This window comes from Rosettibacter sp. KY25 (assembly GCF_057554405.1).
This window is the reverse complement of sequence record NZ_BAAJAO010000028.1, coordinates 1-24,325: the sequence shown is the minus strand read 5'-3', so window position 1 is coordinate 24,325 and position 24,325 is coordinate 1. Positions and strand designations below refer to the sequence as shown.

15 protein-coding genes and 1 riboswitch are annotated in these 24,325 nt (G+C 33.3%); all 15 genes read left to right on the top strand.

Annotation, left to right across the window (positions count from 1 at the left end; all coding sequences use genetic code 11):
• Nucleotides 1-170: 170 nt before the first annotated feature.
• Nucleotides 171-357, bottom strand: a riboswitch (cobalamin riboswitch).
• 239 nt (nt 358-596) lie between these two features.
• Nucleotides 597-1,265: a succinate dehydrogenase cytochrome b subunit gene (locus AC27L2_RS12715; protein ID WP_487212138.1), complete on the top strand. Its 669-nt coding sequence runs from the start codon at nt 597-599 to the stop codon at nt 1,263-1,265.
• Nucleotides 1,265-3,175, top strand: coding sequence for a fumarate reductase/succinate dehydrogenase flavoprotein subunit (locus tag AC27L2_RS12710; RefSeq protein ID WP_487212137.1), 1,911 nt, complete (start codon nt 1,265-1,267; stop codon nt 3,173-3,175). Before AC27L2_RS12715 ends, AC27L2_RS12710 begins: the two co-directional genes overlap by 1 nt.
• Nucleotides 3,176-3,201: 26 nt before the next feature.
• Nucleotides 3,202-3,969 (top strand): succinate dehydrogenase/fumarate reductase iron-sulfur subunit, encoded by a 768-nt coding sequence (locus AC27L2_RS12705; protein WP_487212136.1) that lies wholly within the window; start codon nt 3,202-3,204, stop codon nt 3,967-3,969.
• A gap of 104 nt (nt 3,970-4,073) precedes the next feature.
• Complete coding sequence (locus tag AC27L2_RS12700) at nt 4,074-5,693, top strand: DUF8457 domain-containing protein (RefSeq protein WP_487212135.1); 1,620 nt, start codon at nt 4,074-4,076, stop codon at nt 5,691-5,693.
• Between the two features lie 2 nt (nt 5,694-5,695).
• Nucleotides 5,696-6,679, top strand: a complete 984-nt coding sequence (obgE, locus tag AC27L2_RS12695; RefSeq protein WP_487212134.1) for a GTPase ObgE — start codon at nt 5,696-5,698, stop codon at nt 6,677-6,679.
• Nucleotides 6,658-7,665 carry a FecCD family ABC transporter permease gene (locus tag AC27L2_RS12690; RefSeq protein ID WP_487212133.1) on the top strand — a complete coding sequence of 336 codons (1,008 nt, stop codon included), beginning with the start codon at nt 6,658-6,660 and terminating at the stop codon, nt 7,663-7,665. The genes obgE and AC27L2_RS12690 overlap by 22 nt, the downstream gene beginning before the upstream one ends.
• Nucleotides 7,666-7,678: 13 nt before the next feature.
• Nucleotides 7,679-8,506: a M48 family metalloprotease gene (locus tag AC27L2_RS12685; RefSeq protein ID WP_487212132.1), complete on the top strand. Its 828-nt coding sequence runs from the start codon at nt 7,679-7,681 to the stop codon at nt 8,504-8,506.
• 37 nt (nt 8,507-8,543) lie between these two features.
• On the top strand, nt 8,544-10,478 hold the full coding sequence (locus AC27L2_RS12680) for a glycoside hydrolase family 127 protein (RefSeq protein ID WP_487212131.1): 1,935 nt from the start codon (nt 8,544-8,546) through the stop codon (nt 10,476-10,478).
• A gap of 10 nt (nt 10,479-10,488) precedes the next feature.
• Entirely contained in the window at nt 10,489-12,951 is a 2,463-nt protein-coding gene (locus AC27L2_RS12675) for a glycoside hydrolase family 95 protein (protein WP_487212130.1), read from the top strand.
• 85 nt (nt 12,952-13,036) lie between these two features.
• Nucleotides 13,037-14,950 carry an alpha/beta hydrolase-fold protein gene (locus AC27L2_RS12670; protein WP_487212129.1) on the top strand — a complete coding sequence of 638 codons (1,914 nt, stop codon included), beginning with the start codon at nt 13,037-13,039 and terminating at the stop codon, nt 14,948-14,950.
• 15 nt (nt 14,951-14,965) lie between these two features.
• Nucleotides 14,966-17,560 (top strand): xylan 1,4-beta-xylosidase, encoded by a 2,595-nt coding sequence (gene xyl3A, locus AC27L2_RS12665; protein WP_487212128.1) that lies wholly within the window; start codon nt 14,966-14,968, stop codon nt 17,558-17,560.
• Nucleotides 17,561-17,650: 90 nt separating this feature from the next.
• The gene (locus AC27L2_RS12660; RefSeq protein WP_487212127.1) at nt 17,651-18,985 is read left to right on the top strand and encodes a family 43 glycosylhydrolase; all 1,335 of its coding nucleotides are present in this window, start codon (nt 17,651-17,653) and stop codon (nt 18,983-18,985) included.
• Nucleotides 18,986-19,059: 74 nt separating this feature from the next.
• Nucleotides 19,060-20,592, top strand: a complete 1,533-nt coding sequence (locus tag AC27L2_RS12655) for an alpha-L-arabinofuranosidase C-terminal domain-containing protein (RefSeq protein WP_487212126.1) — start codon at nt 19,060-19,062, stop codon at nt 20,590-20,592.
• Nucleotides 20,593-20,783: 191 nt separating this feature from the next.
• The gene (galB, locus tag AC27L2_RS12650; RefSeq protein ID WP_487212139.1) at nt 20,784-23,552 is read left to right on the top strand and encodes a beta-galactosidase GalB; all 2,769 of its coding nucleotides are present in this window, start codon (nt 20,784-20,786) and stop codon (nt 23,550-23,552) included.
• Nucleotides 23,553-23,555: 3 nt separating this feature from the next.
• Nucleotides 23,556-24,325: XylR family transcriptional regulator (locus AC27L2_RS12645; protein WP_487212125.1), on the top strand; the 770-nt coding region annotated here is incomplete at its 3' end.

Below are 24,325 nucleotides of genomic sequence, written 5' to 3'. Positions count from 1 at the left end.
CAGATTAGAAAAAAATAGAAAGATGAATAAAAAATTTTTCATAGAAGTTACTCCTTTTTTTGTTTAACAAATTTTAGTAATTAAAAAGTGTAACTTCGTGGGTTGATAAGTTTGAATGAAATACGATATGATAACTCGTAAATCAAACCTCACCCGCGAAGGTTGATTTATAAAAACTGGAACTTGCGGCAGGTCTCCTGGCTCGAGATATCGTTTAACGCCTTCCCATCCCGATTTATTTGGACAGTGGCAAAATGTTAAACGACTTTTTTAATCTCTCACAGTTGCGGGGCAGCACCGGATTTTCACCGGTTTCCCTATTAAGTCCTTACGGACACCGCAAATTGCTTAAGAAAGCAAAAGCAAAGTTAAAAAAATTTTTTTGTGTGACAAGTTTAAAATTTTTTTGCTGAAAAATTTTTTCAGAAAAAGTCATTAAAAAACAATGATTGAAAAAGATATACAATAAACTTATCTTAATAAGTGCATATAAAATTTTTGGTGCAGATTGTGAATCTTCTTATCACTTATAATTCTCTCTTCTCTAAAAATCTTTTCCAAAGAAATAAAAAAAATCAAAACACAGGAGAATCTTAATGGGCTGGTTTCTAAATGCATTAAACTCCTCTATTGGTAAAAAAATTCTAATGGCTGTAACTGGGGTTTGCATAATGTTGTTTTTGGTAATTCATTTAATCAACAATCTTTCTTTATATGGCGGACCCCAGACTTTTAACACAGTCGTAAAAAATCTTGACTTCATCAAACCTCTAATCAGAGTAATAGAAGTAATCTTAGCTTCAATTTTTATTTTGCATATTTATGATGGAGTACGATTGTGGTATGAAAACAGAAAAGCAAGGCCAGTTAAGTATAAAATTAATGCTTCATCTGAAAATTCAAATATATTTTCAAGAACAATGATTTGGAGTGGAAGCATTATTTTTATTTTTCTCGTAATACATTTAAGAACATTCTGGGTATCTTTTAATCTTGGACATCCATTAGCATTAAGTCATAATTACTATGATATTGTTGTTGAAGCATTTCAAAATCCAGTTTACTCAGGCTTTTATATTATTGCTATGATTCTTATGGGTTTTCATCTTATGCATGGATTTCAAAGTGCATTTCAAACTTTTGGATGGAATAACAAAAAATATTTTCCACTAATACAAAAGCTTGGAGTTATTTACACACTTATTATGGTTATTGGTTTTGCATCAATTCCAATTTACTTTTTATTTTTTTATGGAGGTAACTAATGGTAAAATTAGATTCAAAAATTCCTGCTGGTCCTCTGCAAGATAAATGGGAAAATCACAAGTTCAATATGAAATTGGTTAGTCCTGCAAACAAAAGAAAGTATGAAATTATAATTGTTGGAACTGGACTTGCAGGAGCATCGGCAGCTGCAACTTTAGGTGAACTCGGTTATAATGTAAAAGTCTTTACATTTCACGATAGTGCAAGACGAGCACACAGTGTTGCAGCTCAGGGAGGAATTAATGCTGCTAAAAATTATCAAAATGATGGCGACTCTGTTTACAGACTCTTCTACGATACAATAAAAGGTGGCGATTTTCGTGCACGCGAAGCTAATGTATATCGTCTTGCTGAAGTAAGCAGCAATATCATTGATCAATGTGTGGCTCAAGGTGTTCCATTTGCTCGTGAATATGGAGGCATGCTTGATAATCGTTCTTTCGGCGGTGCTCTTGTTTCAAGAACTTTTTATGCTAAAGGACAAACAGGTCAACAGCTGCTGCTTGGTGCTTATGCTGCAATGAACAGACAAATTAATCTTGGCAAAGTAAAACTTTTTACCAGAAGAGAAATGGTCGATTTAGTTGTTATAGATGGCATTGCAAGAGGTATTGTTGTTCGAAATTTAATTACAGGTGAAATTGAAAAACACTCTGCTCATGCGGTTATACTTGCTACAGGCGGATATTCAAATGTTTTCTTCCTATCAACCAATGCAATGAATTGTAATGCTACTGCAATCTGGCGGGCTCATAAAAGAGGGGCTGCATTTGCAAATCCTTGCTTTACTCAAATTCATCCAACTTGTTTACCTATTCATGGTGAAGGCCAATCCAAGCTAACATTAATGAGTGAAAGCTTACGAAATGATGGAAGAATTTGGGTCTCCAAATTCAAAGGAGATATGCGTCATCCAAATGATATTCCAGAAGAAGAAAGGGATTATTTTCTTGAAAGAAAATATCCAACTTATGGAAATTTAAGTCCACGCGATATCTCTTCTAGGGCTGCAAAAGAAGTTGTTGACGAAGGAAGAGGAGCTCAAGGTCAGGAAGCAGTTTATCTTGACTTCAGAGATGCAATTAAAAGATTAGGCAGAAAAGTTATTGAAGAACGATATGGAAATTTATTTGAAATGTATCAAACTATCACTGGTGATAATCCTTATGAAGTTCCAATGAAAATTTATCCAGCACCTCATTATACAATGGGTGGTTTATGGGTCGACTATAATTTAATGAGCACAATTCCAGGATTATTTGTAGCAGGAGAAGCTAATTTTTCCGACCACGGTGCAAATCGTCTTGGGGCAAGTGCTTTAATGCAAGGCTTAGCTGATGGATATTTTATTCTTCCATATACAATTGGAAATTATCTCGCAAGTGAAAAACCAGCTTTAATCAAAATAGACCATCCTGAATTTGATAAAGTCAAAAAAGAAATCGAAGATTTTACAAATAAACTTCTTTCAATTAAAGGAAAGAGAACTGTTGACAGTATTCACAAACAACTCGGAAGAATAATGTGGGATAAAGTTGGTATGTCAAGAAGTGAACAGGGTCTCAAAGAAGCAATTAATGAAATTCGACAATTGAGAGAAGAATTCTGGAAAAATGTTAATGTTGTCGGAAATGCAAATGATGTCAATCAATGTCTTGAAAGAGCAGGAAGACTTGCAGATTATCTTGAATTAGGAGAATTAATGGCTATCGATGCTTTACATCGTAATGAATCTTGTGGTGCTCATTTCCGAGTTGAATATCAAACTGAAGAAGGAGAAGCTTTAAGAAATGATGAAGAGTATGCTTATGTAGCTGCATGGGAATTTAAAGAAGTTGGTAAATGGGAATTAAATAAAGAGCCGCTTGTATTTGAAAATGTTCAATTAGCAACAAGAAGTTATAAATAAAAAGTTTTGAAATAAGGGGTAGAAAAATGAACGACAAAAAATTGAACTTAACCTTGAAAATCTGGCGTCAACCTGGACCTAATGCTGCCGGAAGTTTTGTTGAATATAAAGTTTCTGTTTCTCCTGATTCATCTTTCCTTGAAATGCTTGATGAACTTAACAATGAACTCGAAAGTAAAAATTTAGAACCGATTGCTTTTGAAAGCGACTGCAGAGAAGGCATTTGTGGAACATGTGGACTTGTAATTAATGGACATCCACATGGTCCAGTTCCTCGCATTGCAACATGTCAATTACACATGCGGAACTTTAAAGATGGAGATACAATTTGGGTTGAACCATTCAGAGCAAAAGCTTTTCCTGTAATAAAAGATTTAATGGTTGACCGCTCTGCACTTGATAGAATCATGGAAGCCGGAGGATTTATTTCTGTTAATACAGGTAGTGCCCCTGATGGAAATGCCATTCCAATTCCAAAAGAAATAGCTTCTGAAGCAATGGATGCAGCAACCTGCATCGGTTGCGGCGCCTGTGTGGCTGCATGTAAAAATGCTTCGGCTATGCTTTTTGTAAGTGCAAAAGTTTCTCATCTTGCATTACTCCCTCAAGGTCAACCTGAACGATATAGAAGAGTTCAAGCAATGGTTAAGAAAATGGATGAATTAGGATTTGGTGCATGTTCAAATACTTATGCTTGCGAAGCTGAATGTCCAAAAGGTATTTCAATTAAGAATATTGCCAGAATGAATCGAGAATATGTTATGGCTAAACTTAAAGCCGAAGAGGTAGATTAATCCCGACAAAGTCGGGATTTTTTTTAACCTTTTTGGTATTATTGATGTTGTGTATCAAGAATTTTTGAAATTAATTTAATTGACAACTTGGGTTTAAGCATTCCATGTTCGAAAGAGAAATAAAATTTATTTATGATTTCAACCTAAACAAGATTAATAAACTTGGTCCTTATTTTACTTTCGAACAACTTTCTGCTGTTGACCTCCATCCTGCAATTCTTAACTACATCTCTGCAGAAATAGACTACATCATTTTTGAAGACAGACAAAAACTTCTAAAGGATTCCATATTCGATTACTCTGGAGAAAAAATTGCTTATTACTTCTCTCTTATCAATGATGAAATTAAAAAAACAAAAAAACTTTCTTTCGAATATGTTTCTAAATTAATTCTTCATGCATCTTCTTTCACAATCAATTATTTAGTTCGACCAAAATGGACGCTCAAAAAATTTATTTTCGATGAGGGTGAGCACAGAACTTCGGGAGAAATCAAACAAATCTTAAATTATGTTTATTATTATAACTATCTTAAAAAAATTCTAATTTCATACATCAATTCAAAAAAAATTCTTTCTCTCAATCTTCAAGAATTTGAGGAACTGCTCGACAAAATCGATAAAATTGGTGTTGAAACAAATCTCAATAATATTTTATCAACTGCTCTTTCTTCGATGGCAGATTTCTTCAACATTGGCGAATTAAATAAAAACAAAATACCACTTCAGGCTATAGAACTTTTTCTTGAGGAGAAAAATTTAGACCAACATTTAAGAAGAATTAGAATCGCATTTGGAGATGATGCAACAATTAAATGCAGCATCAACGATTTACAAAAAGAATTTAATGCAGTTATAAGTGAAGAAAAACAAATTGAAGAACCCGAGCAGGAAAAAATTGAAACTATTGAAGAAGTTGAATCTTCAGAAGAAATAAAAATTGGTGAACCAGAAGAAAATATTTATGAAGCAGATTCTTTTGAAGAAGAAATTAGTGAATCAGATAGTGATGAAATTAATATTGAAGCAGAACTAAATGAAGAAAGTGAAGAGCCTTATGAATTGGAAAATGAAAATTTCTCTGACGTTGAGAAAAATGAAGAAGAAATTCCAGTTAGTACCAAACCACAAAAATTTAGAATTAGAATTGACAAGAATAACGAAATTGAGCCCTTAGAAGAAGAAACTAAAAATCAAGAAGAGGAGCAAAAGGAAGAATCCGCTTCACAGGAAGAAGTTACTATCACCACTAACTTTTTTGAAAATAAAAATCTGATAAAAGAAGAATCAGAAGAAATAGATGAAGATGAAGTTGAAAATTTAACCGAAGAAGATAGAATTGAAGACGAATCTGAAAATCATGATACACTTGAAACCATCATCAAAATTTCTGATGAGTCAATTCATCCAGAAGAAAGTATTAGACATGATGATGATAATACAGATGAAAATTTTGGGAAAAAAACTTTTGAGAAAAAAACAAAATCAATTAATATCAATGAACTTTTAGAAGACAAAGAAATAACAAAAATAATTGAAACAATATTTGATTACGATATCGAAGATTTCTCAAATATTCTCGAATCAATTTCAAATTGTGATTCAATAGAAGAAGCCAATCAAATTATTGATGAAGCACTTTTAAACCGTAATCTAAGTTCCAACTCAAAGGAAGCAGAATTATTCAAATCAATTATATCAGAATATTTTAAGAGCTCGCAATAATTATGTTTATTGATTATGCAAAAATTTATGTAAAAGCCGGCAAAGGCGGCAACGGAGCCGTTGCATTTAGAAGAGAAAAATATGTTCCAAAGGGAGGACCTGCAGGCGGTAACGGTGGTAATGGAGGCAATGTGATTTTTGTTGCCGATAAAAATTTAAACACTCTTCTCGATGTTCGATATAAAAGAAAATACATTGCACAGAATGGACAGCCCGGCGGCTCTTCTCTTAAAGATGGAAAAAATGGAAAAGATGTTTTTATTAAAGTTCCTGTTGGAACTGTAATTAAAGATGCTGAAACAGAAGAAGTTCTGTGTGACCTTGACAAAGATGGAAAAACTTTCATCGCTGCTAAAGGCGGCAAAGGTGGAAAAGGAAATGCTAACTTTGCTACTCCTACAAATCAAACTCCAAGATATGCCGAACCTGGAAAAGAAGGTGAAGAAAAATATTTAATACTCGAATTAAAACTTATTGCAGATGTTGGTCTGGTTGGATTTCCAAATGCAGGCAAATCAACTTTGATTTCAGCTATTTCAGAAGCAAAACCTAAAATTGCTGATTACCCTTTCACAACACTCGAACCAAATCTTGGCATTGTTCGATACAAAGATTTTCAAAGCTTTACAGTTGCTGATATCCCAGGCATAATTGAAGGAGCTCACAAAGGGAAAGGACTTGGTTTAAAATTTTTGCGTCACATTGAAAGAACAAAAATTTTATTAATAATGATTGACATTACTTCAGAAAATCATCAAAAAGATTATAAAACTTTGATGAGCGAACTTGAAATATATTCCAAAGTATTAAGCAAAAAGAAACGAATTATTGGCTTTTCAAAAGCTGATTTGGTTGATGAATCTGCAATTAAAAAAATCAAAAAGAAAAAACTTGATGATAATGTTCCGGTTGTTGTTTTTTCTGCAGTAAGCGGATTTGGAATTCAAGAACTTCTGGATGAATTATGGAAACAACTTCAAGATTAACCATTCGCGGATTTATTCTTCACATTCTGATTTTATCTTTCTTTCTGTTTATCACATCATTAATTTGCTTATCAATTGGAAGTGTTAATATCAGTATTAAAGAAATTTTTTCAATTCTTTTTTTTAATCATGAAAATTATTTATCACAAATCATCTTAGAAATTAGATTGCCTCGAATACTTTATGCAATTATGGTTGGCGGAGGCTTATCAATTGCAGGTGCTGTGTTCCAATCCTTATTGATGAATCTACTTGCCGAACCTTACATTCTTGGTATTTCAAGCGGTGGAACTTTTGGAGCAATTCTTTCTTTCATTTTAGGATTATCTTTTATTGGAACTCAATTTCTTGCTTTTGCAGGTTCATTAACCGTTATGTTGATAGTTTTTATTTTAGGAAGAAGATTTGGAGAACTTGAACCCAATGTGCTTTTGCTTTCTGGTATAATGGTTGGGGCTTTCTTTTCTGCAGCAATTTTATTGATGATGACTTTAATGAATGATTCACTTCGAACTGCTATCTTTTGGCTAATTGGAAATTTGTCATTAGCAGAAAAAAGTAATCTGATTTTTGTTCTTCCAGTTACAATTTTAACTTCAGTAATTTTAATCCTTCTTTCAAATAAGTTTAATGTTATAAGTCTTGGTTCAGATTATGCAAAACAACTTGGAATTAATACAAAACTTCTTAGAAATTCATCTTACATCATAACAAGCATAATGATTGGCACACTTGTATCAGTAAGCGGAATTATTGGATTTGTTGGATTACTAGTACCTCATATTTGCAGAATGATTTTTGGAAATGACAATAGAATTGTATTTTCTTCTTCATTTTTTATCGGAGCTTCATACTTAACTGTTGCAGATACAATTGCAAGGACAATCATCTCACCTGCAGAATTGCCTGTTGGAGCAATAACAGCTTTAATTGGCGCCCCAGTTTTCATCTATCTTCTTAAAAAAAGATTTAATGCTACAACTTAGTTGAGGATAAGTTATGACAATAAAAAATATCAAAATCTGGTTAGTTGTTATAATTTTTATTTCTGCATGCTCAACTGGGATTAACATTTTCACAGATAATGACGAAGTTCAATTAGGCAAGCAGTTCGATTCCGAAATCAGAAAGAACACAAAAGAATATCCCATTTATGACAATCAAGAAGTAAAAGAATACATTGATAAAAATATTTTTCAAGAAATATTAAAATCGCCAGAAATTAAAAAAAGAGATGTTTACAATTACCAGATTGAAATAATCGAGAACGACAGTACACTTAATGCATTTGCTCTGCCGGGCGGTTACATTTATTTGTATACAGGATTGTTAAAATATCTTGATTCGGAAGCTGCACTTGCTGGTGTGATTGGACATGAAATTGCACATGTTGAAAGAAGACATGCAACACAGAGAATTACAGCTTCATATGGTATCTCAATAATCTTAAGCATTGCACTTGGTCAAAATCCATCGCAACTTGCCGAACTTGCAGCTAATCTGTTTTCGGGATTAGCATTACTTGCAAATAGCCGTGCAAATGAAGACGAAAGTGATGAATATTCAATAAAGTATTTAAGCTCAACAAGATTTTATCCCGGTGCAGTCAAATTCTTTTTTGAAAAACTTAGAGATGATGGATTAGTTTCTAAGTCAAGTTCTAAAATTGCAACTTTCCTTTCAACTCATCCCGATCCGATTGATAGAATCAAAACCACAGAAACCAGATTAAAAGCCATGGGGATAACAATATTAAACTATAAAAGCGAAGGAGATAATATTTTTAAAGAAGCTTACAGGAAAAACATTTTAAATAAAATGAAATAAAAATTATATTGCAAAAAATTTCAAAACTAACTTAATCATGAAAAAAATATTTTATATTTTATTAGTATTAACAACCTGCATTAATTCACAAAATAATTCTAAGTATTTTGATTATCCTATCTCTCCTGTCAGCATCAAAAATGTTAAAATTAACGATAATTTCTGGCTGCCAAAAATCAGAATTATACAGGATACAACAATTTATTATGCTTTGCGAAAATGTGAAGAAGAAGGAAGAATAGAAAATTTTCTTGTTGCCGGCGGAAAAAAGAAAGGTGAATACAAAGGTAAAATGCCTTTTGATGATACTGATGTTTATAAAATAATTGAAGGAGCATCATATTCATTAATTAACAAACCAAATCCTGAATTAGAAAATTATATTGATTCATTAATTGCAATTATTAAATTTGGGCAGGAACCCGATGGATACCTTACCACTTGGTTTACAATTAATAAAGAAAAACCTCCAGCATGGTGGGTTAAGCCATCAAAATACAGATGGGAAAATGAAATAAGCAGCCATGAATTATATAACAGCGGACATTTATTCGAGGCTGCTGCCGCACATTACTGGGCAACAGGAAAAAGAAATTTTTTAGATATAGCAATTAAAAATGCAGATTTACTTGTAAAAAATTTTGGTCCTGGTAAATTGCATATTCCACCAGGTCATCAAATTGTAGAAACAGGCTTGATAAAACTTTATCGAATTACTCACAACGAAGATTATCTCAAGCTTGCAAAATTTTTTCTTGACTTGAGAGGAGATTCAACAACTCACAAATTATTTGGTGAATATAGTCAGGACCATCTCCCTGTAATTAAACAGTATGAAGCTGTTGGCCATGCAGTAAGAGCACTTTATATGTATGCTGGTATGACTGATATTGCTGTAATATTCAATGATAATGATTATCTAAATTCAGTAAATAAACTGTGGGAAAATATTGTTAATAAAAAAATGTACATTACCGGCGGTTTGGGTTCAAGACATGAAGGCGAAGCATTTGGAGATGATTATGAACTGCCAAACTTAACAGCTTACAACGAAACTTGTGCTTCAATAGCAAGTATTTATTGGAACCATCGTTTATTTCTGCTTACTGGTGATTCAAAATATTATGATATTATTGAAAGAACACTTTATAATGGATTATTATCCGGAATTTCATTAGACGGAAAAAATTTCTTCTATCCAAATCCATTGGAAAGTGACGGCAAATATGAATTTAATATGGGAAGCTGTACACGTCAACCATGGTTCGATTGTTCTTGCTGTCCAACAAATCTAATTCGTTTTATACCCTCAATTCCAAATTTAATTTATGCTGTTAATCAAGATTCTCTTTACACTAATTTATTTATATCAAACAATGCAACTGTTAATATCAATAATGTGAAAATTGAGATTTCACAAAAAACTGATTTTCCATGGAATGGAAAAATAAATATTTTAATTGAGCCGGAAAGAGAGATATTATTTACATTAAAAGTTCGAATTCCAGGCTGGGCATTGAATAAACCTGTTCCGAGTAATTTGTATTCATATATTGATAAGCATAAACAAGAAATTTTATTAACCATAAATGGAATTCAAGAAAACATAAAACTTAATAAAGGTTATATTGAAATCACAAGGAAATGGAATAAAGGAGATAAATTAGAATTAGTACTTCCAATGAGAATTCATAAAGTAATAGCAAATGAAAATGTTAAAGAAGACAGTAATAAAGTTGCATTCGAATATGGTCCTATAGTTTATTGTGCAGAAGAAATTGATAATAAAAATATTTCATCAATCATTATCCCAGAAGATATAAACTTTGAACCAGCAGAAAAAGATATTAAAGGAGAAAAAGTAATTTCATTCAAAGGCAAAATAAACAATGATGAATTGATACTTATCCCTTACTACGTATGGTCAAATAGAGGGATTGGTAAAATGAAAGTCTGGTTTCCAAGAAACTAAAAAATATTAAATGATGAAAAGAGGATTATTTCTATTCTTTTTAATTGCTACAAATTTATTTGCACAGAGTAATACTTTATTTAAGTTATGGTATAACAAACCAGCAGACAAATGGGTTGAAGCACTGCCAATTGGCAACGGAAACTTAGGGGCAATGATTTTTGGTAATCCATCTGTTGAAAAAATTCAACTCAATGAAAATACTATCTGGGGTGGTCAGCCTCATAGAAATGATAATCCGAATGCAAAAAAATTTTTAACAAAAGTAAGACAATTAATTTTTGAAGGAAAAAATAAAGAAGCTCAAGAACTCATAAATCAAAATTTTATAAGTAAAATTTCTCATGGTATGCCTTATCAGACTGCCGGCTCTCTTCTGCTATCATTTCCAGAACATAAAAATTATTCAAACTATTATCGCGAACTTAATCTTGAAACAGCAATTGTTACAACTTTATATGAAGTCAATGGCATAAGTTACAAGCGGGAAATTTTTTCTTCTCATCCTGATAATATCATAGTCTTTAGAACAACAGCGAGTAAACAAGGAAGTTTAAGTTTTACTGCTGCACTAAATCATCCCGGCAAAGTTGATGTGTTTACAGAAGGAAATGATAAAATAATAATGTCAGGAATTACCAGCGATTGTGATTCAATCAAAGGAGCAGTTAAATTTCAGGTTCATGTGAAAATATTAACTTCTGGTGGAACTATAACATCAACGGATACAAGTTTAATTGTCAAAAATGCAGATACAGCAACGATATTTATTTCTATTGCATCAAGTTTTAAAAACTATAAAGACATTAGCGCCAATCCATATGAAAAAGCAAATTCTTTTATTGAAAATGTTATCAAGAAAAACTATGTACAAATTCTGAATGATCATCTCAATGATTATCAAAATTATTATAACCGCGTAAATATTAATCTTGGAATTACAGATGCAGTAAATCTTCCAACAAATATTAGATTAGAAAACTTTGCAAAAAGTGATGACCCTCAATTGATATCGCTCTATTTTCAATATGGTCGTTATTTACTTATATCTTCATCTAGACCTGGTGGACAGCCTGCAAATCTTCAAGGAATCTGGAATGATCAGCTTTATCCTCCATGGGACAGCAAGTATACTGTCAATATCAACACAGAAATGAATTACTGGTTATCAGAGCCTGCAAATTTAACTGAAATGAATGAGCCATTAATTCAAATGATTAGAGAGCTTTCGCAAACAGGAATTCAAACTGCAAAAGATATGTACAATGCAAAAGGATGGGTTCTTCATCATAATACTGATATCTGGAGGATTACAGGACCAGTTGATGGTGCATTCTGGGGAATGTGGCCATTAGGCGGTGCATGGCTCTGCCAACATTTATGGGAAAAATATTTATTCAACGGCGATATTGAGTATCTTAAATCAATCTACCCTATCTTGAAAAGTGCAACTGAGTTCTTTCTTGATTTCCTTGTTGAAGAACCAAAGCATAAATGGTTGGTTGTTTGTCCTTCCCTATCTCCAGAAAATGCACCTTCAATTCATCCAGATGTTTCAATAACAGCAGGTGCTACAATTGACAATCAGCTTCTTTTTGATTTGTTCACAAAAACTATTAGAGCAGCTCAAATACTTAACATCGACAAAAACTTTATTAAAAAAGTTCATAAGAAACTAAAAAGATTACCTCCAATGCAAATTGGGAAATGGGGGCAAATTCAGGAATGGCTGGAAGATTGGGATAATCCAAATGACAAACATCGTCATGTATCTCATTTGTATGGATTATTTCCATCAAATCAAATTTCACCATATCGAACACCAGAATTATTTTCTGCAGCAAGAACTTCATTGATTGCAAGAGGAGATGAATCAACAGGCTGGTCGATGGCATGGAAAATAAATTTATGGGCTCGTCTGCTTGATGGCAATCATGCATTAAAATTAATTAAAGACCAATTGTCACCAGCAATTCTGCCTGATGGAAAACATAAAGGAGGAACTTACCCAAATCTTTTTGATTCCCATCCTCCATTTCAAATAGATGGAAATTTTGGATTTACTTCTGGAATTACAGAGATGCTTTTGCAAAGTCATGATGGAGCAATTCATTTTCTCCCTGCTCTTCCTGATGAATGGAAAAATGGAAGTATAAGTGGTTTGAGAACACCCGGAGGTTTTGAAGTTAGTTTTAATTGGGAAAATGGACTGGTTCAAAAAATTATTATTAAATCAAAACTAGGTGGTAATTGCAGAATACGTCTGCCAAATGAAATTGTTTTATCAAATGGTAAATTGAAAAAAGCAAAGGGCAACAATTCAAATCCTTTTTTTGAAACTCCTGAATTAAAGAAACCTATTATTTCTAATCCTGAAAAATTGAATATCATAAACACCAAGAAAACTTTTTTATATGATTTCGATACTGAGGCGGGAAAAACTTATATTCTTGTTATAAAGAAATCAGAATAATAATCTTGATTAAAAAAATATTCGAGTTCAATTTTATTAAATAGTAATTCATCTCTTAAAATTGCAGTTAAAAAAAGGGCATCTTATGAGAAATTTAGTTTTCATTTTTCTTTTCATAATTGTTAATTGTGTAATTTCTCAAACTACATTGAATCGTAAACCAGAGAATTTTGATTCTCTGAGAACAAATATTCCCCATGGCAGAATTGATACAGTGTACTACGAGTCGAAGACTGTAGGTACAACTCGAAGGGCACTTGTATACACTCCGCCTGAATTTTCTAGCGACAAGAAATATCCTGTGCTTTATCTCTTACATGGAATCGGTGGAGATGAAACGGAATGGCTGAAAGGTGCACAACCGCAGGTTATTTTCGATAACCTGTATGCAGAAAAGAAGATGGAACCTATGATTGTCGTCATGCCAAATGGCCGTGCTATGAAAGATGACCGAGCAACGGGAGATATCTTTGATAGTGTAAAAGTCCAAGCGTTTGCCAATTTTGAAAAGGATTTACTGAATGACTTGATTCCATTCATAGAAAAGACGTATCCTGTGTATACAGATCGGGAGCATCGAGCGATTGCTGGACTTTCTATGGGTGGTGGACAATCACTAAACTTTGGATTAGGGAATCTTGATCAATTTGCCTGGATTGGTGGCTTTTCATCAGCGCCGAATACAAAAGCGCCGGAAGAACTTGTTCCTGATCCTGAACAGGCCAAGAAAAAAATAAAACTACTCTGGATATCCTGTGGGGAAGATGACAATCTCATCTTTATTAGTCAACGAACGCATGATTATCTTACGAAGAAAAATATTCCGCACATTTATTTTGCAGAACCAGGTGGCCACGATTTTAAAATTTGGAAAAGCAGTCTATATTGGTTTTCGCAATTGATATTCAAGCCAATAGATGTGAATACAATCAAAAAATTCACAACAGCAGGAACGCCTGCTTCCAGCAATGTGCGTGGAGCGAGATATCCACAAATTTTGCCTGATGGCCGCGCCATATTTCGTATTAAAGCACCCGAAGCTCAAAAAATACAGCTTGACCTACACAAGAAATATGACATGAAAAAGAATGAGGATGGTGTGTGGGAAGTTATCACGGATTCTTTAACAGAGGGATTCCATTATTACTCATTGATCATCGATGGGGTAGCTGTTTGTGATCCAGCAAGTGAAGCGTTCTATGGAATGGGACGCATGGCAAGCGGGATTGAGGTGCCGTATAAAGATTGGGACTACTGTGAAGTAAAGGATTTGCCACATGGAGATATTCGAATCAAAAGATATTTCTCCAAGATAACCCGTTCATGGCGAAGCTTTTATCTCTATACTCCACCTGGCTATGATCTAAATACAAATGAAAAATATCCTGTGCTCTACATTCTCCATGGTGGTGGTGAAGATCAGCGCGGATGGGCACAACAAGGAAAAACAGATTTGATTATGGATAACCTTATTGCTGAGAAAAAAGCAGTACCAATGCTTATTGTGATGGTTGATGGCAACATGCCACTACAAGCATTTGGCGAAGACGGGTTGAGACTTTTTGAATCTGAGCTGAAAGAAAGTGTCATTCCTTTTGTTGAGAAAAATTACAGAGTGAAAAATCAAGCACGATACAGAGCGCTGGCAGGCTTATCCATGGGAGGACTTCAAACTCTGTATGCAGGAATACGAAATACAGATCTGTTTGCTTATCTCGGTGTATTCAGCTCAGGTTGGATAGTTCCTCGGCAAAACGATCTTGCTGAGCGACAATATGAATATATTGCAAAGAATAAAGAAAAGATTACGTCAAATCTGAAGTTACTCTGGATTGGAATGGGTGGTAAAGAAGATATTGCATGGCAGAATTGCCAAGTCATGCTTAAAAAGTTTGATGAATTAGGCGTAAAGTATTTATACAGCGAATATCCTGGTGGACATACATGGCCTGTATGGAGAAATAACCTTTACAATTTTGCACAATTATTATTTAAGTAAATTCAAGGTGATAACATGTATAAAAAATTTTTTCTATTTATTTTTTCTTTAACACTTTACTTGCATGCTCAACAATTTCCTTTTCAAAATCCTAAACTCAGTTTTGAAGAACGAGCTAAAGATTTAATTTCAAAATTAACACTTGAAGAAAAAGTAAATTTAATGTGCGATCAGTCCGAAGCAATTCCACGATTGGGGATTAAAAAATTCAACTGGTGGAGTGAAGCTCTTCATGGACTTGCAAATAATGATAGTGTTACAGTCTTTCCTCAACCTATAGGTATGGCTGCATCTTTCAATGATGAACTTGTTTATAAAATTTTCAATGCAGTATCAGATGAAGTAAGAGCAAAATACCATGAACATTTAAGAAGAGGTGGAGAAAATAAACGCTTTTTAAGTTTATCAGTATGGACACCAAATATCAATATTTTCCGTGACCCGCGTTGGGGACGTGGACAAGAAACCTATGGCGAAGACCCATACTTGATGTCACGTATGGGTGTTGCTGTTGTAAAAGGACTTCAAGGACCCGATACTTCAAAGTATAGAAAATTACTTGCATGTGCTAAACACTTTGCAGTTCATTCAGGACCAGAATGGAGCCGACATGAGATTAATTTGAACAATATTGATCCCAGAGATTTGTATGAAACTTATTTGCCTGCTTTCAAATCATTAGTTCAGGAAGCAAAGGTTCGCGAAGTCATGTGTGCATACCATCGCCTTGATGATGAACCTTGTTGCGGTAATAGCCGTCTGCTTCAGAGAATTTTACGCGATGAATGGGGATACAAATATATTGTTGTTTCAGACTGCGGTGCTGTAGGAGATTTCTTTGCAAGTCACAAAGTATCTTCTACTCCAATGCATGCATCTTCAAAAGCTTTGCTTGCAGGAACTGATATTGAATGCTTTTGGGATAACTATCCATTTAAAACTCTATCAGAAGCTGTTAATCGCGGCTTAATCAAAGAAGAAGATATTGATAAAAGTTTGATGCGTATAATTATGGGAAGATTAGAGCTTGGTGAAATGGACCCTGATTCAATTGTTCCATGGTCTAAAATTCCTCCTTCAATAATTAATTGTGAAGAACATCGAAAACTTGCACTTGATATGGCAAGACAATCAATCGTCCTGCTTCAAAATAAAAATAATATTCTTCCATTAAATAAACTCTCAATAAATAAAATTGCAGTGATTGGACCAAATGCAAATGATTCAGTTATGCAATGGGGCAATTATAATGGCAAACCTATAAAAACAATTACAATACTTGAAGGAATAATTTATAAATTATCTCCAAGCAAAGTTTTTTACGATAAAGGCTGTGATATTGTTGAAGATAAAATCATAGATAGTTATTTCAATAAATGTAAGTTCGAAAATAAAATTGGTTTCAAAGCAACTTACTGGAACACACGAGATTTTACTGGTAATATTGTGGCAACTCAACAAATTACATCTCCTCTTAAACTAACAACGGCAGGACAACATGAATTTGCCCCTGGTGTAAGACTTGAAGGATTCTCAGCAATTTATCAAACTGAATTTATTCCAACTGTCAGTGAAGAAATTGTTTTTAAATATGGTGCAACTGGAAATTTTGAATTAATAATTAATGGAGAAACATTAGTCAAATTTCACAACTGGAGAACTTTACCATCAAGATTATCTTACAAAGTAGAAGCCGGAAAAAAATATTTAATTGAAATCAAATACTCTCAACAATACAACTGGCAGGCAAATATCGAGTTCGACTTTGGAAAAGAAATCGATGTTAATTATACAGACTTATTAAACAATTTAAGAGGAATTGACACTGTTATTTTTGTTGGAGGATTATCAGGAAGACTTGAAGGAGAAGAAATGCCTGTATCATATCCCGGTTTTAAAGGCGGTGATAGAACAAACATAGAGCTTCCATCTGTTCAAAGAAATTTGATTAAGCTTTTAAAACAAGCTAACAAAAAAATTATCTTTGTTAATTGCTCGGGTTCAGCTATAGCACTAACTCCAGAAGCACAAGCATGCGATGCAATATTACAAGCATGGTATCCGGGAGAATCAGGAGGATTGGCAGTAGCAGATGTAATTTTTGGAGATTATAATCCTTGCGGAAAATTGCCAGTTACTTTTTATAAAAGTTCAGAACAGCTTCCGGATTTTGAAGATTATTCAATGAAAGGCAGAACTTATCGATTTATGGATGAGGCACTTTTCCCATTTGGGTTTGGTTTGAGTTACACTACATTTAATATTGGCGAAGCAAAATTGAACAAAACTACACTTAATGCAAATGATTCTCTTGGAATCAGTATCCCAATTACAAATACAGGGAAATTGGATGGCGCTGAAGTCTTACAAATTTATGTAAAAAAAGTAAATGACATTGATGGCCCAATCAAAACACTTCGTGAATTTAAGAGAGTAGAAATTGAAGCAGGAAAAACTAAAGAAGTTCAATTCACACTTAACAGCAAAGCTTTTGAATTTTATGACAGCAAAACTCGAAGTATGACTGTAACAAATGGTGAGTATGAAATTTACTATGGTAGCAGTTCAAGCACAAAAGATTTGAAAGTAGCAAGAATAAAGATACAATAGTTTAGAAAGTATATTTAATGACTATAATGATTTTATTAACAGCTATATTTTCTTTATGATTATAATTCTTCATTAATCAGAGGAGAATGATTGAAAAGATTATTGCTCTTTTTAATAGTAATTAATATCAAAATACAAGCACAAAATACAATCATTAGTAATCAATTTACTGCAGATCCATCTGCAAGGGTTTTCAATGGAAAAGTATATGTATTCCCTTCTCATGATATTCCTGCCCCGGAGGGTAAAAATCTTCGCAAAGATTGGTTTTGCATGGAAGATTATCATGTGTTCTCTTCTGACAATCTTGTGGATTGGGTTGACCATGGAGTGATTGTATCCCAATATAATGTTCCTTGGGTCGATAGCAACGCATACAGTATGTGGGCACCAGATTGTATTGAACGAAACGGAAAATACTATTTCTACTTCCCAGCAATTAGTAATAAACCAGATTCAGCAGGTAGAAAGCTCTTTTCGATTGGTGTAGCAATAGCAGATAAACCTGAGGGACCCTATACACCTTTGCCAGAACCAATCAAAGGAGTAAGGGGCATTGATCCAAATGTTTTCATAGATAAAGATGGCCAAGCATATCTTTATTGGTCGTTGAGGCACATCTATGTTGCAAAATTGAAGGACAACATGATTGAGCTGGATTCAGAACCTCAAATTATATCGAACTTGCCGGAAAAGGGTTTAAAAGAAGGACCATGGGTATTTGAGAGAAATGGAATTTATTACTTAACTTTTCCTCACGTTGAAAATGAAAGAGAACGACTTGAGTATGCAATGGGACCTCATCCAATGGGGCCATTTAAGATGGCTGGAGTTATTATGGACGAGTCACCTACTTGCTGGACAAATCATCATTCTATTATTGAATTCAAAGGTCAATGGTATTTGTTCTATCATAATAATTCTTTGTCTCCACACTTTGATAAAAATAGATCATTTTGCATCGATAGCCTCTTTTTCAATGAAGATGGAACAATCCGCAAAGTAAGACCAACTTATAGAGGTGTTGGTATCACAAATGCTTCAAAGAAAGTAGAGATTGATCGATACAACGAAATTAGTAACGAAGGTGTTGAGGTTGTCTATTTAGATACATCAAATACTTTCAAAGGTTGGAAAACAGTTTTTACAAAGAAAGGTGCGTGGGTGAAATATAATAGTGTTGATTTTGGGAAAGCAAAGTTTACCACCATTGTCATGAATGCTTGTTCAGAAAAAGGCGGGCTTCTCAAAATTAAATTAGATAATATCAAAAACCCTTCAATAGCAAAGATAACTATTTCACCAAGTAAAGAATGGCAAATCGTAAAATCTAGAGTAAATGGGATAAAACAAGGTATACACAATATTATTGTAGTATCAAGTGAAAATGAAAAAGTTGAAATCGACTGGATAAGTTTTGAATAAATAGAAATTATATGCTAAGAATATAAACATTTTTTATACATAAGATTTTTTTATAATTAAATCATGAGGATGATATGAAAAAAATATTTTTTCTATTAACATTTTTACTGCCCATCATTTTATTTGCACAGAGGGCTAAAATTAAAATCGACATTGATCGAACTATTGGAGAGATTGACCCTAAAATTTACGGTGTATTTATGGAGCCGATTAATTTTTCAGGAGCTCGAATGGGATTAAGTGATACTGCATTTTTTAGTACACTTTATGGAACATTATATAATCCTCTCTCCCCTCTTGCTGATGAAAATGGGTTCAGGAAAGATTATATCGATGCAATGAAAGAATTGAAAATTACCAATATGCGTTGGCCTGGCGGAAACTTTGTGATGGGATACGATTGGAAAGATGGTATAGGTCCAAAGAATCAGCGACCCACAAGAATTAACTTAGCGTGGGGAGGATTAGAAACAAATCAGGTAGGAACTGATGAATGGATTGCTCTTAACAAATCAATCGGAAGTGAAAATGTAATATGTGTTAATTTGGGTCTAGGTAATATTATGGATGCTGTCTATTGGGTAGAATATTGCAATTATAAAAGTGGAACATATTATTCAGATTTACGAGCAAAAAATGGTCATCCTCAACCATACAATGTAAAAATTTGGGATTTAGGAAATGAAGTTGATGGAGAACCCTGGGAACTCGGTTATAAAAATGCAGATGATTATGTTAAAATAGCACGCGAAGCAGCTAAGGCAATGCGCTCAGTTGATAAATCAATTAAACTTGTTGCATCAGGCTCATCGTATTATGAATCAACAGGAAAATGGGTTGATTGGAACTGGAAAGTTCTAACAGGTTTGGGTGATATTGTCGATTATATTTCAATCCATAGATATTGGGAAAGGTCTGATGATTATTATACTTTTATGGGTCAAAGTGCACTCGATTTTGAAGAAAAAATAAAAGTTACATCCTCGCTGATTTATTCCGCCAGTGTAATGAAAGATTTCAAAAAACCCATCTATATTGCAGTTGATGAATGGGGTATACTGGGAAGAAATTTCCTTTCCGTATTACCTATAGCACAATGTTTCAATTCTTTTATTCGTAATGCAAATATAGTTAAAATGGCAAATTTTACTCTTCTTACTTCTCTGCTTCAAGAAGACAAAGAAAAGGGCACATTCAAAACACCTCTGTTTTATATTTATAAATTATTTTCAAATAATTGTCGCGGAAAATCTGTTGATACCTATATTGAATGTGATACATTTAATACAGAAAAATACAAAGGCATTCCTTTCCTTGATGTTACAACTGTTTATTCTGAAGAAACAAATACAGTTTATATTAATGTTGTTAATCGTCACAAAGACAATTCAATAACTGCAGATATAATTAACACTGCATATTCATTCGCTGGAAAAGCTGAAGCTAAAATAATTAATTCCAATTCACTCGATGAAACTTTTACATTCGAAAAGAAAGAAGAATACATTCCAGCAACAAAAGAAATAAAAATTAGTGGCAATAAAATTTCATTTACATTCCCTGCTCACTCATTTACTCAAATTAAAGCAGAGATTATTAAAAAGTAATACAAACTGTAATTTCATTTTCAAAGTCAATAATCTTCATTAAAAAATTTTAATATGCAGTAATACAAAATAATTTTAGAATAGTTGTTGAATTACCAAACAAAATAATTTATTATTAGCATGTATCGTATAGAAAAGCAACATAAAGGAAATTATTTATGAACATAGAGATAAAATATATCGGAAAAATAATGAATATATATGAAATAATTAGATTGTTAAGAACAGGAATATTAATATTTATAATTGCATCGATTTTTAATGTGAGTATTCTTGCCATTAATAAAAGCAATAAAGGATCAAGAAATACTAGAGAAAAAATTTTAATTAACGAAGGATGGCGCTTTTATAAATATAATTCAATTGAAGAAGCCGATAGTTTAATCTATGATGTTCGTCCTGAGTTAAAAGAAAATCAAGATGGCAAGCCTGCTGATGCTGAACCAACAGAAGCAGAAAAAATATCAACAAATAAATTTGTATTGAAACCATGGATACTTCCCACTGGTAATGAATTCATAAAAGATTCTTCCAAACATTATATACGTCCAAAAGGTAATCCGGGGGAAAATTTCCCTTTTGTAAAACTTAATTATGATGACAGCAAGTGGGAGATAATTAATTTACCACACGATTGGGCAATAAAGGGACCATTTCTGAAAAATAATGATAAAGAAGTTGGCGGTGGAATGGGAAGACTTCCGAGTCCAGGTGTAGCATGGTATAGAAAAAAAATTTTTATCCCCAAAGAAGACTCTAACAAATGTATCTATCTTGAAATTGAAGGAGCGATGTCTTATGCAATGGTTTGGTTAAATGGTCATCTTGTTGGAGGTTGGCCCTATGGTTATGCTTCTTGGTATCTTAATCTTACACCTTACATCAAATTTGGTGAAGATAATCAATTGGCGATTAGACTTGATAATCCTCCAGCTTCATCAAGATGGTATCCTGGTGGAGGTATTTATCGAAACGTCTGGTTAATAAAAACTAATTCAATTCATGTAGCTAACTGGGGAACATTCATCACAACAAAAAACATAACAAATAATTCTGCAGATGTTAATATTGAGATTATCATAAATAATCATTCCAAAAAGAATGAAAACGTAAAAGTAATAACAGAAATTTTTTCACTCGAAGGTAAAAAGAAGAAAAAGGTTGCAGAACTTAAACCTGTTGAAACAACAATCATAAAACAGAAAAAAACAAAAATTGAATCTTCCATTACAATTAAAAATCCGAAACTATGGGGACCACCGCCAACTCAATTTCCAAATCTTTATGTTGCAATTACAAAATTATTTGTTGAAAATAAACTTGTTGATAAATACGAAACAAAATTTGGAATTCGTTCAATCAAATTTAATCCTGATAGTGGAATTTTTGTAAATGGTGAACGAATCGAAATCAAAGGTGTAAATCTGCATCATGATTTAGGTGCATTAGGCGCAGCTTTTAACTTAAAAGCAGCATTACGTCAATTAAAATTATTAAGAGAAATGGGTTGTAATGCAATTAGAACTGCACATAATCCTCCAGCTCCAGAATTTCTTGAATTGACTGATAGTCTTGGATTTCTTGTTGTTGATGAAATATTTGATGTTTGGGAAAGAAAAAAAACTCCACTTGATTTTCATCTCATATTCCCAGAATGGCATGAACAGGATTTAAGAGCATTCATTCGTCGCGATAGAAATCATCCTTCAGTTATAATGTGGTCGCTTGGTAATGAAGTTGGAGAGCAATACACAGGTGAAAACGGAGCTGCAATTGGAAAAAGATTAAATGATATTGCAAAAGAAGAAGACCCAACAAGACCCACAACAGCATCGATGAATTATGCAAAACCAGATATGCCTTTTCCAAAAGTGTTTGATGTTATCAGCCTTAATTATCAGGGGGAAGGCATTCGTGATGCAGAGGAATACAAAGACCTTCAAGGAATTAAAACACCGCCATTATATTCAGCATTTCATAAAGCTTTTCCAGATAAATTGATTCTAAGCAGCGAAAATGCTGCAGCAGTAAGCAGTCGTGGTACATATCTCTTACCTGTCACAAAAAGTATCAGTGCACCAGTAAAAGATGGATCGGGTGGTGACCCAAAAAATTTGTATGTGAGTGCTTATGAATTGTATACTGCTCCATTTGGTTCTTCTGCAGATAAAGTATTTGCAACACTCGATAAAAATCCATTTGTTGCCGGTGGATTTGTATGGAGCGGATGGGATTATCTTGGCGAGCCTACTCCCTATTACTCTGCACGCAGTTCATATTTTGGAATTATAGATTTAGCAGGATTTAAGAAAGACAGATTTTATTTATATCAATCCTATTGGCGTCCGGAAATTCCAATGGCTCACATTCTGCCTCATTGGAATTGGAAAGACAGCACAGGAAAAATTATCCCCGTTCATGTATTCACTTCGGGAGATGAAGCAGAATTATTTTTAAATGGAAAATCATTAGGAAGAAAGAAGAAAGCTCAATATGAATACCGTATAAGATGGGATGATGCAGTTTATGAACCTGGTGAACTAAAAGTAGTTGCTTATAAAAATGGAAAACTCTGGGCAGAAGATATTGTTCGAACTGCAGGTGCACCTGTTCAGTTAAAAATGGAAACGGATGATAAAATTATTAAAGCAGATGGTAAAGATTTAGCTTTCATCACTGTTAAAATTGAAGATGATAAAGAAAATGTTTGCCCACTTGAAGATAATCTTATAAAATTCAGTATTGAAGGACCTGGTGAAATAATTGCAACTGATAACGGAAATCCTGCAGACTTTACTCCTTTCCCTTCTCATCAGCGCCGCGCATTTAATGGTTTAGCATTAGTTATTGTAAGAAGTATGAAAGACAAAGAAGGAATTATTAGAATCAAAGCAGAGTCTGAATTTTTAAAAAGCAGTACACTTGAAATTAAGTGTAAAAAAATCAAATGCTCTGATTAGAAGATGAAAAAAATTGTATTGTTGCTTGAAACATCTCGTGCATTTGGAAGACATTTGATTATTGGCATAACTCAATATGCAAAATTGCATGGACCATGGTCATTTTACAAAGAGCCGATAGATTTAAAATCTTCTATTCCTCATCTTACAAATTGGAATCCTGATGGAATAATAATGAGAGATACATTAATCTCTAAAGATCTTCTCAAATTGAAGAAACCAACCATCCTTGCAATTCATGATTCAAAATATCCAAAAGATGTTCCTGTTATTAAAACTGATTCTTATGCAATCGCAAAAATGGCATCCGAACATTTCCTCGAAAAAGGTTTGAAAAATTTTGCTTTCTGTGGATTTGATGAATATGATTGGTCCGAAGGAAGAAAATTTTATTTCAATAAATTTATTAACGAAGCTGGCTATAAAACTTATAACTATGTCTCTCCAAAGGGCAAAAAAATTTACTGGAAAAATGAACAAAAGCATTTAATCAACTGGATAAAATCACTTCCTAAACCTATTGGTATTTTTGCATGCAATGACGACCGTGGTCAGCATATTCTCGAGGTTTGCAAATTGATGAATATAAAAATTCCTGATGATGTAGCTGTAATTGGAGTTGATAATGACCCTATGGTTTGTGAACTGGGTGACCCTCCTCTTTCAAGCATTGCATTGAATGTAGAAGCTGCTGGCTTCAATGCTGCAAAATTAATGGATTACATGATTGAGAAAAATAAATTAACTGGTGAAAACATTCTGGTTTCTCCTAC